We start from the raw sequence: 254 nt of genomic DNA, 5'->3' as shown, positions 1-254 counted from the left end.
CCGCTTTCGCGGGTTTTTGTGTAATCTCAAGCTCGAAATTGGTGCCCAGAAGAAGACTCGAACTTCCACGACCTTGCGGTCACCAGCACCTGAAGCTGGCGTGTCTACCAATTTCACCATCTGGGCATTCATCTTCAGCGTTGCCGCTGTTGATGTGGCGCACTATACGGAGAGCGTTTTGATCTGTAAACCCCTGATTCTAAAAATAATAAACCAGTGGTCAAAAATGCAAAAACCCGCTTTCGCGGGTTTTT

Annotated in this window: 1 tRNA gene; it reads right to left on the bottom strand. The window is 48.0% G+C overall.

The window, feature by feature from the left end:
• Positions 1 to 39: 39 nt before the first annotated feature.
• Positions 40 to 126 (bottom strand) — tRNA-Leu (locus tag VC35_RS28320).
• Positions 127 to 254 lie beyond the last annotated feature (128 nt).

The organism is Pseudomonas fluorescens, from assembly GCF_000967965.1.
Classification (GTDB): Bacteria; Pseudomonadota; Gammaproteobacteria; order Pseudomonadales; family Pseudomonadaceae; genus Aquipseudomonas; species Aquipseudomonas grandcourensis.
Note: the sequence above shows the minus strand (reverse complement) of the source record. Positions and strands in the feature narration are given on the sequence as shown.